The following is a 17,045-nucleotide window of genomic DNA, read 5'->3' as shown; positions in this document are numbered from 1 at the left end:
ATTCCGCTATATCACGTTCAAAAATGCCAATATTGAACGGTGATATTGTCAAGGTGCGACCAAGCGGAAGTTGATCCCCCATTCGCGCACCTTGCTTGATTTTGTTAATCCAAAATTGCTTGTAATCGGGCTAACGCATCGTCAATGACGATTTCAGGGGCAGTTTCGACTTTTTTAGCTCCTCTCGCCTCAAGATCCAACATGCGCACTTGATTGACCAACGCGACTCCCTGCGTTACGGTTCCAGAGCCGCTTAATGGAACTGCAAATCCAGCAAATCGGGCGAAGTCATCCCCTTGTGTGATGGGCGCCACCATCGCAACGCCCAAAGTGTTGAACAGCGCTGAAGACAAAATCAGCGCCGGACGACTTTCTCCCTGCAACTCACGGCCTTGGGTGGGATTCAGGCTCACCATCACAATATCGCCACGTTGAAACTTGACGCGCCTTACCATGCCTCGCGGCCCACCGAGGTAATGTCATTCCATGCTTTTAAATCTGCTGGAACCGGTGCTTTGGCATCACATTGCGCAATCAAGTCCGCCAACGCATAGGTCGGCCGCTTTGCCTTCAACATCACTCCTTCAGGGCGCACATCGACCGATAATTTATCACCTAAGGCAACTTTAAGCTGGCTAAGCAGTTCCGTCGGCAGCCGAACTGCCGCGCTATTGCCCCACTTTTGAATTGATAATTCCATTTACGCGCCTCCTGAATGTTTATACATTGTAGCTACAAATAAGTTTATCGCCAATCAGCCTTGTTTAAACATTGTATATACTTTTAACATTCAAATATTACAATGAATTATTTAATGGAACATCAACCTCCCGCATCGTCCGGATCTTTACAAATCGCCCTAATCAACTCCGAAAATTCAATCACGATATCGGTCAACAGCGATTCTTTTCTATAGACCAGACCGGCATGCATGACCGGCAATTCTTCTTTCAGATTCAAGGCCTTAAGCTTGCCTTTGAACGCCGACCACTCAAATGCTGGCTCGGTAATTACGCAGGCATAATCCTGCTGCGCGGCAAGTTGTGAGTACAGCACGGTTGAAGAACAGCGGATAATTTTTTTAGGCAACTTCACATTGCAGGCATTAAAAATTTCTGCAAACATGCTGCCCGGGCTTTCCAATTTATCCCACACCAGCCAGGTGTATCCCGTTAAGTCCATGATCGACGTCACATTCGGGAAGTCGTTACGCACCCTCAAGCACACCAAGAGTTTGATTTTATAGAGGGTATCCCAATGATAGCGCGGGGAATTTGGTATGCCTATCCGGGAAATAACGCCTAAATCAAGCGTTCCATCGAGCAAGCCTTCTGTGATTTGTGCAGGTCGCATCTCGTTGATATGAATATTTATATCCGGATACCGATGATTAAAAGCACTGATGGCTTTTGATATCGGCCCCAAGGCCACGACGGGCGTGACGCCAAGAAAAACATTCCCTTTTTTCAGCCCTGACAGGCTGGCGATATCTTCTTTTGCATGCCTGATTTCTTGATCCACAATGCGGGCGTGCTTCACCAGTATTTGTCCAAACATCGACAACTTCGCGCCTTGCGAAGACCGCACCACCAGACTTACCCCTAAATCAGTTTCCAATTCTTGAATGGCCTTCGTCACTGCGGGCTGCGTGATATGCAACGATTGTGCAGCCATGCTGAGGCTACCGTGTTCTGCTATCGCAATTAAAACTCTCAGTTGTTGTAGCTTCAAGATGGACCCCAAAATCCTGCGGCCAATTCACATTGACTGCTTATTCGTTCAGTGATCGATGGCAATGCAAGCCAGTTATTACGGCGACGCGCAAATCTATTCCCTGCATCAGCTATTTAAGGCTCTGTCCTGCAATTTTATGCAGCTTTACATGCAAAAATTCATTATAAAATAATTTCATTTTTAATGATAATTTGTATCGATTTTTAGATAAATGAGTTGACATTCAATTTGCGAGGTCTTAAAGTTCCATTAATGTTAAATATTGGAACTTCTAGTACCAATATATATAAAACATGCATTGCGCAACCCAACACGCGCGCAACGAGTCATTTGAACAATTTATGTTTTGTACAACTTATGAATAATCAACTCACAAGAGAGACTTTTATGACCGATCAAATATCCCTGGCTAACCGGAAGGTGACGGTTGGCTTACAGAAGATGACCCCGTCCGAAGCGATGGTGGAAACACTGGTTGCCAATGGCGTCACTGATATGTTCGGCATCATGGGCTCGGCCTTTATGGACGCGATGGACATATTTGCGCCTGCCGGTATTCGCCTCATTCCCGTGGTGCACGAGCAAGGTGGCGGTCATATGGCCGACGGGTATGCGCGTGTGTCCGGTCGTCACGGTGTGGTGATTGGTCAGAATGGTCCCGGCATCAGCAATTGCGTCACCGCCATTGCCGCGGCGTTCTGGGCGCATAGTCCGGTGGTCATCATCACGCCAGAGACCGGCACCATGGGCATGGGACTGGGCGGCTTTCAGGAAGCCAACCAGTTGCCGATGTTTGAAGAGTTCACCAAATATCAGGGACATGTGACCAATCCGGCCCGCATGGCCGAATTCACCGGACGCTGTTTTGACCGTGCCATGTCAGAGATGGGACCGACCCAACTGAATATTCCGCGTGACTATTTCTACGGTGAAATTCAGGCCGAGATTCCATTGCCAAGTCGCCTGGACCGTGGTCCTGGCGGCGAGAAGAGTCTTGACGAAGCCGTTGCATTGCTGGCGAACGCCAGATTTCCGGTCATCATTTCCGGCGGTGGCGTGGTCATGGCCGATGCCATTGAAGAATGCAAGGCGCTGGCTGAACGTCTGGGCGCACCGGTCGTCAATAGTTATCTCCATAACGACTCGTTCCCGGCCAGTCATCCATTGTGGACCGGACCGCTTGGCTATCAGGGTTCCAAGGCCGCCATGAAGTTGATGGCGCAAGCAGATGTGGTGATTGCACTCGGTACCCGGCTCGGGCCTTTCGGTACCTTGCCGCAGCACGGCATGGACTATTGGCCAAAAACTGCCAGGATCATCCAGATCGATGCCGACCATAAGATGCTGGGATTGGTCAAGAAGATCTCGGTCGGTATCTGCGGTGATGCCAAGGCAGCGGCAATTGCGCTGACCCAACGTCTGACTGGCAAAACGCTGGCGTGCGACGCGACGCTTGCCGCACGCGCTGCCACGATCAAGTCCGAGAAGGACGCCTGGGAAGCCGAACTCAGTGACTGGACCCATGAAAGAGATGCATTTAGTCTCGACATGATCGCAGAACAAAAGAAAGAAAAAACCCCGTTCGGCGGCACATATCTGCATCCCCGTCAGGTCTTGCGCGAACTGGAAAAAGCCATGCCCGAAGACGTCATGGTATCGACCGATATCGGCAACATCAATTCGGTGGCGAATAGCTATCTGCGTTTTGAGAAGCCGCGCAGTTTCTTTGCGGCGATGAGCTTTGGTAATTGCGGCTACGCCTTCCCAACCATCATCGGGGCCAAGGTCGCTGCACCCCATCGTCCGGCGGTGTCGTATGCCGGTGATGGCGCGTGGGGCATGAGCCTGATGGAGACCATGACCTGTGTGCGCCACAATATTCCGGTCACGGCGGTAGTGTTCCACAATCGTCAATGGGGCGCAGAGAAGAAAAATCAGGTCGACTTCTACAACCGTCGTTTTGTCGCCGGTGAACTGGAAAACCAAAGCTTTGCCGCCATCGCAATCGCGATGGGTGCCGAAGGGATCGTTGTCGACAATCTGGAAGACGTCGGACCGGCACTGAAAAAAGCCATTGCCATGCAAATGAACGAAGGCAAAACCACCATCATCGAGATCATGTGTACGCGTGAACTGGGCGACCCGTTCCGACGCGATGCATTGAGCAAGCCAGTGCGGTTGCTGGAAAAATATAAAGATTACGTCTGATTGATTATTAAAATCCCATCGTGACGGAAAAATAAAGAGTCTGGCAAAGGAAAATTTGCCTATTTCATTAGCCAGACGCTTTATTTTTTGCATTGTGATTTGATGATGGTCGATTTAACATTGCCTTTAAGCTACAGAATTTTATAAGGCAGCAGTTAGCAAAATTGGCGCTATTTTAAGATTTTATTATTCAATTGCGACTGAGGCATCGTTTCCAGCAAGGCGCTTGTCAAACCTGCCGATGAAGACAAAACACCAGCAAAGCTGGTAAGCGCAGCATCGCTGACGCGACTTTGCGGAAGTCCACTCAACATTAGATTGCGAAAAAAACATGAACGCTCAAGTACAAGCAACCAAGCAAGAAGTATCAGAAGAATTTTTGATGGCCTTCGGCCAGGCATGGAACCGTCACGACATCGATGCACTGATGGATTTTATGGCAGAAGACTGCACCTTCCATGCAGCAGCCGGACCTGAATTACAAGGCAAAACTTTTACGGGACGCGAAGCTATCCGTGCTGGCTTCCAACTTGCATGGCAGACGTTTCCGGATGCCGCATGGCTTGATGCGATCCACTTTGTCTCGGGCAATCGCGGCGTATCCGAAAGCACCTTCAGTGGCACCAAATCTGATGGCACCCGGATCGAAGCCCGGATGGTGGATGTCTTCACCTTCCACAACGGCAAAATCGCGGTGAAGAATGCCTTCCGTAAGGACCGTCCACCAGTTGTCGTTGCACACGTCAGCGCTTGAGGCGATATGTCATCCCCATCTACATCATTCTTACCGCATCAAGGAGCAACTTTGGACACCACAGTTGACACCCGATTTGCCGATACCGGCAGCAGCACTGCTCCCCTCAAACCGTACGATCCGGCCTACGATCCGCTGACAGCAACGGGTCCCGGACAAGGACGCGAATATGCGCCAACGTACTGGATCGGTACTGCTGGCGAACCACCGCCAGACGATGGTCCGATCACGCATGATATCGATGTCGATGTTGCGATCATCGGCTCTGGATTTACAGGCCTGACCTGCGCCATTTTTCTAGCGCAAGAACACGGCATCAAGGCGACCGTACTAGAAGCCAATCGCGTGAGCTGGGGATGCAGTACCCGCAACGGCGGCCAGGCTCAATGTAATTCCGGACGCCTGAAACGTTCACAGTGGATTCAGCGCTATGGCCTGGATACTGCGCTAAAGCTGCATGAAGAAATGTGCGACGCGATGGAAACTTTTAAAGGGCTCATAAAAGACATTGATTGCGATCCGCAACCCGGCGGTCATTTGTATATCGCGCATCGCGCCAAGGTGATGCCCGCCTTGGAGAAGGAAGCCAAGCTGCTGCGTGAAGTATTTCATTACGATGCCCGTATTTTTGATGCCGATACCGTCAAGCGCGAATATGTCGACGACAAAGAAGCAATGGGCGCTATGCATGAACCGGAAGGCATCGGCATTCATGCCGGTAAACTGGCATTCGGTTATCTCAAAAAAGCCCGTGCGCTAGGTGCTAAGGTGCATCCGTCAAGCCCTGTAACCAGCTGGCAAACCCGCGATGGCGTCCACTATCTGACAACTCCCGGCGGCATCGTACGGGCGCGGGCGGTGGCTGTTGCCACTGGCGGCTATACCTCGCAAGATTTACATCCAAAATTGAAGAATCGATTGTTGCCGATCCTGTCAAACTCGATCGTCACGCGGCCGCTGACTGCGGCCGAAATTGATGCCTGTAATTTTCGCACTACTCAAGTACTCACCGATACCCGAATCCTCAGACACTACTACCGTCTTATGCCTGATGGACGAGTACAGCTTGGCAGTCGCAGCGCCATCACCGGCTCTGACGCACCGCAAAGAAAATACCAGGATCTGCTGATCAGTGATCTTTATCGTAAATTTCCTGCATTGATGGGAATCGATATTGATTACTCATGGTGGGGATGGGTAGATATGAGTCACGATATGATGCCGCGTATCTTCCAGCCAGATCCAAAACAAACTATCTATTACGCGGTCGGATACGGAGGAAATGGCGTAATGTATTCAGCACAGGCAGGACGTCGAATGGCCGAACTGATCGCTGGCAAAAAAACGTCTTCACTACCAATTTTCAACTCCGCATTGCCCTTCCCCAACGTGATGGAAAAGGTCGAGTCACAAGCTTTCGCACCATTCCGTCGCTTTGGGCAGAGCATCCTCTATCGCTGGTATCACATGAAAGACGAAGTACTGTAAGACCAATAAGGTCGGGCCAATCGCAGCCCGACCAAAAAATAACAATAACAATAATACGGAGACTCAATGGGTTGTGCACCTAAACACGTTGCAAACGTGAGGTGACACTCCAAATATTGCAGTCGCGGCAGACAATTAATAAATAGAGCAGAAAGCGTGTCTGTCACACCTCGCGTCCATGACGCTTTTGTCAGTCGCACTAGAAATTCGTTTGACTATTTATAAAGAAGGCGCCCTACACATTTCTCTGTCGGTTTGACCAATTGCAGAGAATGATCTGCAGACGTCTGATGAGCAGTCACATAGCTACAAATAATAACGATTAGCCTTTTTGTATCGAACTGCATTTGGATTTTTTTGTAAAAATTGAAGTTTAAAAATTAGTGGGTAAAAAAAATAAAAATTAGCCCTTATAACTAACGGAGACGAGACTGAAATGATTACCGATTTGGATGGTTGTACTGGTTTACAGCACACACTCAAACAACGTCATATGACGATGATTGCGTTGGGTGGCGTGATTGGCGCCGGGTTATTTGTTGGCAGCGGTGTAGTCGCAAAATCTGCCGGACCCGCAGTGATCCTGTCATTTCTTTTGACAGGTGGTTTGATTATTCTGATTATGCGCATGCTGGGCGAGATGGCATCATCGTTGCCGACAGTTGGCTCGTTTTACGAATATGCCCGGCTCGCTTTTGAAGATCGGCCTAACATTTCCCAATTTTTGGGCTTTATGAGCGGATGGATGTACTGGTACTTTTGGGTGGTAGTCGTCGCGTTGGAGGCAATCGCGGGTGCCAAGCTGATCAATTTCTGGTTACCCGATATTGCTCCCTGGATCATCAGTCTGGTGTTGCTGGTGTCGATGACTTTATTAAATTTGATTTCGGTAAAATCATTCGGCGAGTTTGAATTTTGGTTCGCTTCCATTAAGGTCGTCGCGATCATCATTTTTTTAACCTTAGGCGGCTTGTTCCTAACTGGTATCTTGCACCACACCCCGGCAAGCCTGGGACATTTTCTAAGCCACGGCGGGTTCATGCCAAATGGTTGGGGACCGGTACTCAGCGGCGCTGTTGCCGCCACAGCATTTTATTCCGGCGCTGAAATCGTTACCATTGCCGCAGCAGAAACCGCTGATCCGGCAAAAGCTGTCGCACGCGCTACCAATTCGGTGATTTCACGCGTGCTGCTGTTTTATGTAGGCTCCTTGTTTTTGGTCGTATGTATTGTTCCCTGGGATTCACCTCAAATTGGCACCCCGTTTGTCAGTGCATTGGAAGGAATGGGCATTCCCTATGCCGCTGATATCATGAACGGCATTATTTTGACCGCTGTTCTATCGGCACTAAACTCCAGCCTGTACGCATCCTCACGTATGATTTTTGCATTAACGCGTCGTGGCGATGCACCAACGGCGTTGGTAAAACTAAGCAAAAACGGCGTGCCCGTCCGCGCCATTCTGTTCAGCACGCTGTTTGCTTATGCGGCAATTGGAGTGTCCTATATTTCCGCAGACCTAGTATTCCCATTTATCGTCAATTCTTACGGGACGTTCATTTTGTTTGTCTATCTGCTCATTGCTATCTCGCAACTACGCATTCGTGCGCGCCTGGATCGTGATCATCCAGAGCGGATCAAAGTACGCATGTGGTGCTTTCCTTACCTTACTTATTTTGCGATTTTCGGCATGTTGGTGATTTTGGGCTCGATGGGATTTTCACCTGATCCGGAACAACGCTTGTCGCTTTGGTTCGGTCTGGGTAGTTTGGCTTTGCTGGTGGTGATATACCTTGTTAAACAGCGGTTTGGTGGCGATAAAAAACCTCCGTTAGAGACTTCTAAGGTTATCAAAGAGGCCGGCCCGGCCCTTGAAATCGCAAGCGATTTATTAAAACCACCTTCATTTGCAGTCAGGTAATCGGGCATTGCCAGTATTGCCAATATCGTTCGATTAAGTGGGTAGCTGAGACGGCCGCTGCGCCGCGCATGCTGATCGGGGTGACCCGACAGGAAGTAACTTTTTTGCTTAAACTCTGCGCCCACGCGAAGAGACATTAACCAATAGATTCGTCACGTCAAATATAGCAACATCGTCGTGGAACAAGACAAACTTGCCATTAAGCGCGTGACGTTACCAATGCCCGACTTCAAATCTTTTCGCTCAGCTAAAACCGCCTAGTGGGGCATTGAACAGATGTACATGATGCATACAGTACAACCTATGATGGCGGGCTCAGATGAGATGTCAGGTTGTCAGATGGTGGAAATCCGGCCTAACCCTCAATATGGATGGTGTGCGTCTCAATGCCATTGGGAGAAAATGATATAGATGGTGTGCACACTACCTATAAAACTTTATATAGCTTTGCGTTAATTCTACGTTATTATCAAGATTGCAAAATAATTCCTTATTCTTCCTTGATCCAACACTTATAGCTACAACGGCATTTGGCGATCTCATCTGTGTTTCACGAACTCCTCACAGCGATGTGCGTAATGTCATTAACGTTACCCAGTCCTGGTGAGGCTAGCATTCAGTAAATTGGCAACAGTTTCATTCTGGCAACCACACTTTAATTGCATTTAAGCAGACATTTTCGCATTATTTTACGCGTGCTTACTTAAAACTGAGGAGGTTACATGCTTGAAATAAACGCCCTTAAATTTGATCTGGAAGCACTTATTTCCATGATTGCGAGGCCATTTAAGAAAAATGATGCACTCACTCTACGCATACGCCATGTTCTGATAAAACTACGGCTACACGCCCGTCCAGGCTTGAAAATGCGATTTATCCTCCTGCAGCGATCGTCATGAGCCCTCAAGACATGCAAGATCTTGCCGCAGAGCACGAGGCTCTGTTGCAGTTTTTTTACCTCGCTCCGGTCGGGTTAATTCAAATTAGCCTCGGGGGCGAAGTGGAGCTGATGAATCCCCTTTCCGCTCAACTTTTAATGCCGCTATCTCAAGACGGGGGCCTTTCCAATCTATTCCAGGTTCTGGAATCGGTTGCACCGGAACTCCGACGCATGACCGCGGATTTCCCCACCTCGCAAGGGACAATTTGCGATGGTTTGCGTGCTCAGCTGACCGCGGGTATTCGAGGTAAACAAGATCCGAAAATGCTGGGAATAAGCCTCATCAAAGTGGATCAGAAACGCATGATGGCGGTGCTTACCGATTTGACGTTAGCGATCGCGCAAGAGCGACAGTTGAAGTACAACACTGCCTGGTTGAACGCGATCACTGCAGGCGTGACAGATTATGCGTTGATGAGTTTGGATCAGAACGGAAACATACTGGAATGGAATCCAAGCATAGGACGGGTTCTAAAATATAAAAAAGCAGATATCGTTGGAAAATCGTTCTCTATGTTTTACAAAGAAGACGGAATTTCGCCAGAACGGATAATCGATTACTTGAAGGAGGCTGACGAGGACGGCTGGAGTCTGACTGAAGGCTGGCGCTTAAAAGCAGACGGCACCCAGTTCTGGAGCAGTAGTATGATTGTTCCCATCGATGACGTTGCGGCAGAGATTGACGGGACCAAGGTTTTATCGGAGAACCAAGGACTTAGCTACGCCTTAATCATGCGTGATATTACTAATCGCAATCGAGAAGCGGGGACGCGCTTGATGGCGATATCTAGCGACTATCTGACGGGTATAGCAAATAGACGTACGCTTTTCGAAGCAGCGGAACTGGAGTTCAGGCGCTGGCATCGGCATCCGCGGCCGCTATCATTTATGGTTATTGACGCAGACTTCTTCAAAAAAGTAAATGACACCTATGGACATGGGGTCGGAGACCTGGTGTTGTGTCATTTAGCCACAACGCTGAAGAACACAATGCGCGACATCGATACGGTGGCACGTATCGGCGGTGAGGAATTCGCCGTCCTGCTTCCTTCAACGGGTTTAGATGGTGCAACCCAATTGGCGGAGCGTTTTCGCAACAATGTTGAAGCTGCAACCGTGAATGCTGATGGCGTTGAAATAAAGTACACCATTAGCATCGGTATTAGTACGATGGAAGCCTCAGTTAGCGGATTCGATGCACTGCTTGATCGTGCCGACAAAGCGCTTTATGAGGCAAAACATTCTGGGCGCAATACGGTGAAAATCTGGAGATCCTGAGATTACCCTCGGGTTCCCCGTATTGATTGCGTCGCATTAGTCAAGGCCATCATAACAATCGAGTAGATTACTGCGCTTCCGATTGAGGTGATTTTGGTCTGGCCACGCTACATACGCCGACGCTATTACACTGTGGTGCACCAAATTACAGTGATACTGCATTGCCCGCTACGAGGCAACCCTTGCAAACGGCTTACTCATTTAGTGACATTGTGACCCGGCGATGCCATACCGGCTTCCACCATGCTCTCATTCAACAATAATCGCTGCTCCGACGAGATAATACTGAGCTAGCGGTATTGTATATTGACTTGGACGGCTTCTAACACGTCAACCAAAGTTATGGTCAAGCCTAAGAAGATGCGCTTTTACGTACCGTTTCAATACCAATCAAAAATGCGATTCGTGCCCAGATATTGCTGCGCGAATGGCTGATGACGGGTTCGCTATCGCATTGATTCATTCTCATTTAGAAAACGTCACTAACTTTGGCCGTAAGTTGATCGGGATCATCTCGACCCCGATTAGTTTGATACAAATAACGTCATGATTTCTGCAATTAGTTGGCATCGCCGGATACGCTTGGTCTGCAACCGAGGGAGACATTCTATTAAAAATGCAAACCATGCGGGGTAAACGCGACGACCTTACGAGCACGGCAGGTATGCGTGGACCAAATTGACTGATACTTAAGCCATCGACCAAAATAACTCAACCAAAATAGCACTCAACACCACTAATTACCGAAATTCGACATTTATTGCAGGCATAATGAAGCTCACCTGAATACCCAATTCACATAACGTATTCCCCTATCCGAGAATGCTTTAAGCGTTCAATTTAAAAATAAGACATAACAAATGAACGCTAAAGTGTACAGTTTTGAATTGGTAAGCAGCGGTGTTAAATGTAAAGCCCACAGGTATAGCGATGGACTTTTGACGAAGCAACGAAGATGTTCGCGTCTGGTGCAAATTCACTTGTTGCACCACCTCGCCCCCAACTGCGACTTACCATTCGCGTTGGTCCGGTTCGTGTAGTCCTAGCGTCACCCTGCGAATCTGTATCGGACCATAGTGCGGACGATGCGTTGTTATCGAGCCCTTCACATTACGATGTCTGTACAAGATTTGACTCCTTGAGACAACCGCCAAGGCCAGCTATATAGCCCTCAAGCGCTTGAGGCCGGTTGAACTACCGTAATCTTGAGCAGATCAGAGACCACGACATGCATTACAAAAATTCTTCGGTTGAGCAAACACAAACGCTCGCAATACGTCAACTTGGAATGAAGTATGAAAATTTGGCAACGCATCGGCACAGCCAAATACCGGTTTCGCGAAGAATCTTAGTTATTTTATCGGACCAGGTTTTATTCCACGCTTCTTGTATGTGTCGGCTCAGGAGCCCGGAAAATGGATATTAACTGGCGCTGGTTAAAAGTGCTTTGGCCTTTAATGGCTACGACGGCCTTGCTGGTTGGGTTGGGATATTTCAGTATGGATATCATGTCAGCAGTCCGCGCTTATGTAGGTGGGGAGGGGCTATATTCAAAAAACCAGAAAGAGGCGGTGTTATACCTGAATCAATATGTCATCTCACATAACGACGGTGACTATCAAAGGTTTCTGAGGGCCATCGCAGCGCCATTGGGTGATCGCGATGCCAGGCTAGCGTTGGAGCAACCGGTTCTCGATCTTGATGCGGCGCGTGCAGGATTTCTTGCAGGGCGCAACCATCCGGACGACATCGACGGCATGATCTGTCTTTTCCGCAATTTTCGGAAGGTCCACTACATCAGCGAGATAATTGCGATTTGGGCTGAAGGCGACCGTTACATCAATGCACTCAGCGTTGAAGCCACTCTGCTTCACGTTAAAATTACGTCGGGTAATAATGACGAGGATTCTTTGCGATCCAGTCTAGCGCGCATTCTGCATATCAACGCCCTTCTGAATCCACTAGAGGAGAAGTTTTCATCCAAATTTGGAGAGGCCTCACGCAAAATACAGCATATTTTGCTGCTAGCAACGTTGATTATTGCATCGTTCTTAATGAGTTGTGGCTGTTTTATTTCAATTTCCATTCTTAGAAAAAACGATGAATTTCAAAATGTACTCAGAATCAATGAAGAGCGCCTCCGACTTGCCATGCGTGGCACCAGCGATGGATTGTGGGACTGGGATATTCTCGGTAAGCGTGTCTACTATTCGCCTCGTTTGATGGAAATACTAGAAGAAGGCAGTGATGAAGCGGTACGCAGCGAAAAATATTTTTCCAGATATATCGAGCCAAAACATCGACCTCACGTACGTGCAGGCATGAAGAAAGCTTTGCATACCAATTCCATTTATGAGACCGAGTTCCGTGTCGTCACGATATCTGGAAAATTACGGTGGGTCAGATCCAGGGGACAATCGACGCTTGATGCTAACGGGAGACCGGTACGCATGGTGGGAGCACTCACGGATATCACCGAGCGTAAGGAGGCGGAGTTAGCATTGCAGGATTCACGGACGGAGCTACGGAATCTGGTTGATCATCAGGCAAGAGCAAAGGAAGATGAGCGCAAGCGCATCGCCCGCGAGATCCACGATGAACTGGGAAGTATGCTGACCGGTATCAAGGCTTATGTCTACGTGTCGATAGAGCGCGCCGTCAGCGCAGGGCACGCTCCCGAGCCGCTGCTGGTTCATGTCACTTGCATGGCTGATGCCGCGATGGAAACAGTGCGCCGGGTCATCGCCGACCTGCGACCAAGCGTAATAGACGACCTAGGTATTTGGGTAGCATTGGAATGGTACGCAGAGCAAATTCAGGAGCGCTCCGGACTGCAATGTAATTTTGCTATTAGCAAACGTGCAGCGATGGTCACACTTGATGCCGAGCGCAGCATCATGTTGTTTCGGATAGTGCAGGAAGCAATAACCAACGTGGTACGCCACGCGGAGGCGTCAAAGATAATGATTCGTATCTTACGCCACAAAAATATTATCGTGGTCGAAATCAAGGATGATGGCAAAGGCATTGAAACGGGACAGTTATTGAGCGGTGAAGCTTGGGGCATACTTGGCATGCACGAGCGTACCCGGTATTTCGGGGCGCAACTTAACGTTAGAGGAGTATCTGGAATGGGTACGACCGTGAGATTGCGCCTGCCCCTCGATCAGTCATTGCCAGAATAAAAAAACGTCAGCTTTGATTGACAGAAACCTTCATAACTTCCGACTCTGTTATTGCGCTCAAGCGTCTGATAGAAGTGCTGCAAGACGCTGGAACCCAGCTGCCGGTCGTCCCAGACTACTGTCTTACAATACCATTTTAGTATGGACCACAGGTCGACCGCATACATCATCGCCGCCTACTTGATTGCTTTGCTGATCTCGACCAATGCGACACAACCCTATCATTTATACGGAGTGCTAAAAAGTCATACTTCTAACGGGGTTTCTGGCGACTATTCTGCTTGATGCGTTTCCGTTTGTGCCTGCACCACCGTGACGACAATGACGTTAAAAATATCATCCATACTGCAACCGCGTGAAAGGTCATTCGCTGGTTTTTTCAACCCTTGTAGCAACGGGCCGATTGCGACCGCACCGCCAACGCGTTCGGCCATCTTGTAGCCAATGTTACCGGCGTCCAGATTGGGAAAAATCAGAACATTCGCCTTACCCTTGACTTCCGATCCCTTGACTTTGCGCTCGGAAATTTCAGCTACAAGCGCTGCGTCAAGTTGTACATCGCCATCAATTGCCAACCCTGGTCTAAGCTCCTTCACCCGTTTGGTCGCTGCGGTGACTTTATCGACCGAGATGTGGTGCGCGCTGCCACTGGTTGAGAACGACAGCATCGCTACTCGCGGTTCTTCCATCAATAGTTGACGTGCGCTGTCGGCTGCCGCCATCGCGATCTCCGACAATTCCTCCGCACTTGGGTCCACCACCAAAGCGCAATCGGAAAAGATGATACCTCCTTTAAATGAGTGAAATGGCTCACAAAGCATCATCAGGAAGAAACTCGACACCAGCTTAAACGGCTTTCGTATGCCGATAATCTGGATAGCATTGCGCACCACATCAGCGGTGGTACGAACGGCCCCGGCAACAGAACCGTCAGCATAGCCAAGCCGCACCATAAGGTTAGCGTAGCAGAGCGGGTCCAGTACATTGATCCTGGCTTGCTCCAAAGTCATGCCCTTACCTTTTCGTAAGGAAAATAATTCTTCGGCAAAAGTTTCACTATAGGCAGAATCTGCAGGATCAATTAAATTAATCTGGCTTAGATCAACGCCCTCAGCGTCAGCCAATGCATTGATCCTGGCCCGCTCTCCTACTATGATGATTTCTGCGACACCTTCGCTGCTGGCGCGCGCCGCTGCGTGTAGCACGCGTGGATCATCGCCTTCGCATAACACCATTTTTTTAGGGCAAATACCCGCCTGCTCGATGATGCGGTGTAGTGCTTTCATACGTATTTTCTCCGAAATGGATTGCTGGAAAATCGTTCAGGCTGTCCACCTGCTCTGGCAAAAAAAGAGATTAACCTTTGACTGAAAAAAATGCTGGGCCACTCAGTACAATCTGCACTTGGGCCCTGCAATCACATTTCCCGGAAGAGTTGTAGACCGACGATTACTACTTCAAATTTTTACTAATAATATTCGCTGATAATATTTACTAATAATACTTACCGACAATATCCGCTGATAAATTATGCGTAAAGCAATCAAACGTAATCTTTATATTTTTCCAGCAACCGCACTGGCTTGCTCAATGCATCGCGTCGGAACGGGTCGCCCAGTTCACGCGTACACATGATCTCGATGATGGTGGTTTTGCCTTCGTTCATTTGCATGGCAATGGCTTTTTTCAGTGCCGGTCCGACGTCTTCCAGATTGTCGACAACGATCCCTTCGGCACCCATCGCGATTGCGATGGCGGCAAAGCTTTGGTTCTCCAGTTCACCGGCGACAAAGCGACGGTTATAGAAGTCGACCTGATTTTTCTTCTCTGCGCCCCATTGACGATTGTGGAATACCACCGCCGTGACCGGAATATTGTGACGCACACAGGTCATGGTCTCCATCAGGCTCATGCCCCACGCGCCATCACCGGCATACGACACCGCCGGACGATGGGGTGCAGCGACCTTGGCCCCGATGATGGTTGGGAAGGCGTAGCCGCAATTACCAAAGCTCATCGCCGCAAAGAAACTGCGCGGTTTTTCGAAGCGCAGATAGCTATTCGCCACCGAATTGATGTTGCCGATGTCGGTCGATACCATGACGTCTTCCGGCATGGCTTTTTCCAGTTCGCGCAAGACCTGACGGGGATGCAGATACGTGCCACCGAACGGGGTTTTTTCTTTCTTTTGTTCTGCAATCATGTCGAGGCTGAACGCATCTCTTTCATGCGTCCAGTCACTGAGTTCGGCTTCCCAGGCATCCTTCTCGGACTTGATCGTGGCAGCGCGTGCGGCAAGCGTCGCATCACACGCCAGCGTTTTGCCAGTCAGACGTTGGGTCAGCGCAATTGCCGCTGCCTTGGCGTCACCGCAGATACCGACCGAGATCTTCTTGACCAATCCCAGCATTTTATGGTCGGCATCGATCTGGATGATCTTGGCCGTTTTTGGCCAATAGTCCATACCGTGCTGTGGCAAGGTACCGAAAGGCCCGAGCCGGGTACCGAGTGCAATCACCACATCTGCTTGCGCCATCAACTTCATGGCGGCCTTGGAACCCTGATAGCCGAGCGGTCCGGTCCACAATGGATGACTGGCCGGGAACGAGTCGTTATGGAGATAGCTATTGACGACCGGTGCGCCCAGACGTTCAGCCAGTGCCTTGAATTCTTCAATGGCATCGGCCATGACCACGCCGCCACCGGAAATGATGACCGGAAATCTGGCGTTCGCCAGCAATGCAACGGCTTCGTCAAGACTCTTCTCGCCGCCAGGACCACGATCCAGGCGACTTGGCAATGGAATCTCGGCCTGAATTTCACCGTAGAAATAGTCACGCGGAATATTCAGTTGGGTCGGTCCCATCTCTGACATGGCACGGTCAAAGCAGCGTCCGGTGAACTCGGCCATGCGGGCCGGATTGGTCACATGTCCCTGATATTTGGTGAACTCTTCAAACATCGGCAACTGGTTGGCTTCCTGAAAGCCGCCCAGTCCCATGCCCATAGTGCCGGTTTCTGGTGTGATGATGACCACCGGACTATGTGCCCAGAATGCCGCGGCAATGGCGGTGACGCAATTGCTGATGCCGGGACCATTTTGACCAATCACCACACCGTGACGACCGGACACACGCGCATAACCGTCGGCCATATGACCGCCACCTTGCTCGTGCACCACGGGAATGAGGCGAATACCGGCAGGCGCAAAGATGTCCATCGCGTCCATAAAGGCAGAGCCCATGATCCCGAACATATCAGTGACGCCATTGGCAACCAGTGTTTCCACCATCGCTTCGGACGGGGTCATCTTCTGTAAGCCAACCGTCACCTTCCGGTTAGCCAGGGATATTTGATCGGTCATAAAAGTCTCTCTTGTGAGTTGATGTGCGTTGCATTATCAGTTGATTATATAAATTGGTACTATAAGTTCCAATATTTAACATTAATGGAACTTTAAGACCTCGCAAATTGATTGTCAACTGATTTATCTAAAAATCGATACAAATTGTATTGTAAATTCGAATTAGCCTTGAC

11 protein-coding genes are annotated in these 17,045 nt (G+C 49.3%); 6 read left to right on the top strand and 5 right to left on the bottom strand.

Features of this window, described 5'->3' with window-relative positions; genetic code table 11:
- Positions 1–104: 104 nt before the first annotated feature.
- From ACXX82_RS19920 to ACXX82_RS19910, 3 genes are all read right to left on the bottom strand, one after another.
- Complete coding sequence (locus ACXX82_RS19920) at positions 105–455, bottom strand: type II toxin-antitoxin system ChpB family toxin (RefSeq protein ID WP_458563559.1); 351 nt, start codon at positions 453–455, stop codon at positions 105–107.
- Complete coding sequence (locus ACXX82_RS19915) at positions 449–700, bottom strand: AbrB/MazE/SpoVT family DNA-binding domain-containing protein (RefSeq protein WP_323507485.1); 252 nt, start codon at positions 698–700, stop codon at positions 449–451. Before ACXX82_RS19915 ends, ACXX82_RS19920 begins: the two co-directional genes overlap by 7 nt.
- Before the next feature lie 122 nt (positions 701–822).
- The gene (locus ACXX82_RS19910; protein WP_458563558.1) at positions 823–1,731 is read right to left on the bottom strand and encodes a LysR family transcriptional regulator; all 909 of its coding nucleotides are present in this window, start codon (positions 1,729–1,731) and stop codon (positions 823–825) included.
- A 390-nt stretch (positions 1,732–2,121) separates the two neighbouring features.
- On the opposite strand from ACXX82_RS19910, the gene xsc (ACXX82_RS19905) reads away from it, so the two are divergent.
- The 6 genes from xsc (ACXX82_RS19905) to ACXX82_RS19880 all read left to right on the top strand — a co-directional run bounded on the left by xsc (ACXX82_RS19905) (position 2,122) and on the right by ACXX82_RS19880 (position 13,508).
- Positions 2,122–3,942, top strand: a complete 1,821-nt coding sequence (gene xsc, locus ACXX82_RS19905; protein ID WP_458563557.1) for a sulfoacetaldehyde acetyltransferase — start codon at positions 2,122–2,124, stop codon at positions 3,940–3,942.
- Positions 3,943–4,273: 331 nt separating this feature from the next.
- Complete coding sequence (locus tag ACXX82_RS19900) at positions 4,274–4,696, top strand: nuclear transport factor 2 family protein (protein WP_323507647.1); 423 nt, start codon at positions 4,274–4,276, stop codon at positions 4,694–4,696.
- 51 nt (positions 4,697–4,747) lie between these two features.
- On the top strand, positions 4,748–6,184 hold the full coding sequence (locus tag ACXX82_RS19895) for an NAD(P)/FAD-dependent oxidoreductase (protein WP_322237740.1): 1,437 nt from the start codon (positions 4,748–4,750) through the stop codon (positions 6,182–6,184).
- A 436-nt stretch (positions 6,185–6,620) separates the two neighbouring features.
- Positions 6,621–8,105, top strand: a complete 1,485-nt coding sequence (locus ACXX82_RS19890) for an amino acid permease (protein ID WP_323507649.1) — start codon at positions 6,621–6,623, stop codon at positions 8,103–8,105.
- Between the two features lie 895 nt (positions 8,106–9,000).
- Positions 9,001–10,323: a diguanylate cyclase gene (locus tag ACXX82_RS19885; protein ID WP_458563556.1), complete on the top strand. Its 1,323-nt coding sequence runs from the start codon at positions 9,001–9,003 to the stop codon at positions 10,321–10,323.
- A gap of 1,415 nt (positions 10,324–11,738) precedes the next feature.
- A complete protein-coding gene (locus ACXX82_RS19880; protein WP_458563555.1) occupies positions 11,739–13,508 on the top strand; it encodes a PAS domain-containing sensor histidine kinase in 1,770 nt (589 codons plus the stop codon).
- Between the two features lie 272 nt (positions 13,509–13,780).
- Here the strand turns inward: ACXX82_RS19880 and pta are convergent, their stop codons facing one another.
- Together pta and xsc (ACXX82_RS19870) are read right to left on the bottom strand one after the other, a co-directional pair.
- A complete protein-coding gene (pta, locus tag ACXX82_RS19875; protein WP_322237730.1) occupies positions 13,781–14,794 on the bottom strand; it encodes a phosphate acetyltransferase in 1,014 nt (337 codons plus the stop codon).
- 257 nt (positions 14,795–15,051) lie between these two features.
- The gene (xsc, locus tag ACXX82_RS19870) at positions 15,052–16,872 is read right to left on the bottom strand and encodes a sulfoacetaldehyde acetyltransferase (protein WP_458563554.1); all 1,821 of its coding nucleotides are present in this window, start codon (positions 16,870–16,872) and stop codon (positions 15,052–15,054) included.
- Positions 16,873–17,045: the final 173 nt, after the last annotated feature.

This window comes from Glaciimonas sp. GNP009, assembly GCF_054343755.1.
Note: the sequence above shows the minus strand (reverse complement) of the source record. Positions and strands in the feature narration are given on the sequence as shown.